At 39.8% G+C, this 329-nt stretch carries 1 protein-coding gene; it reads right to left on the bottom strand.

Going from position 1 to position 329, the window contains the following annotated elements; translation table 11 throughout:
* Positions 1–156: 156 nt before the first annotated feature.
* On the bottom strand, positions 157–329 hold a 173-nt coding region (locus LD028_RS02515), incomplete at its 5' end, for a methyltransferase RsmF C-terminal domain-like protein (RefSeq protein ID WP_483298293.1).

Genomic DNA, 329 nt, shown 5'->3' with positions numbered 1-329 from the left:
AAGGTGATCCTCAGGAACAAGGTCATCAATCTTTACCGTTGTTTCCACATGTCTACGATCTTCTTGATGACGTTGAAGCATCCGATTTCCCCCTCCTATACCCTTATACCTATATATTAAAACAGCTTGTCGACTTTGTCGACAAGCTGGGACATCCTATTTGATTCGCAATCCTTTAGGATAAAAGTTTTTTACAACTCCTTTTACTTCTTTGCCCCAACCAAGCGGATATCCATCAATAGTCACTAATATCCATCCACGATCTCCGTTCGTTTGTAATGTTTCTCCTTTCATATATCGGAGGCTTTCTTCAAATGTAAGAGACAGAT

It is taken from the genome of Anoxybacillus sp. LAT27 (genome assembly GCF_022030075.1).
GTDB lineage: Bacteria > Bacillota > Bacilli > Bacillales > Anoxybacillaceae > Anoxybacillus > Anoxybacillus kestanbolensis.
Note: the sequence above shows the minus strand (reverse complement) of the source record. Positions and strands in the feature narration are given on the sequence as shown.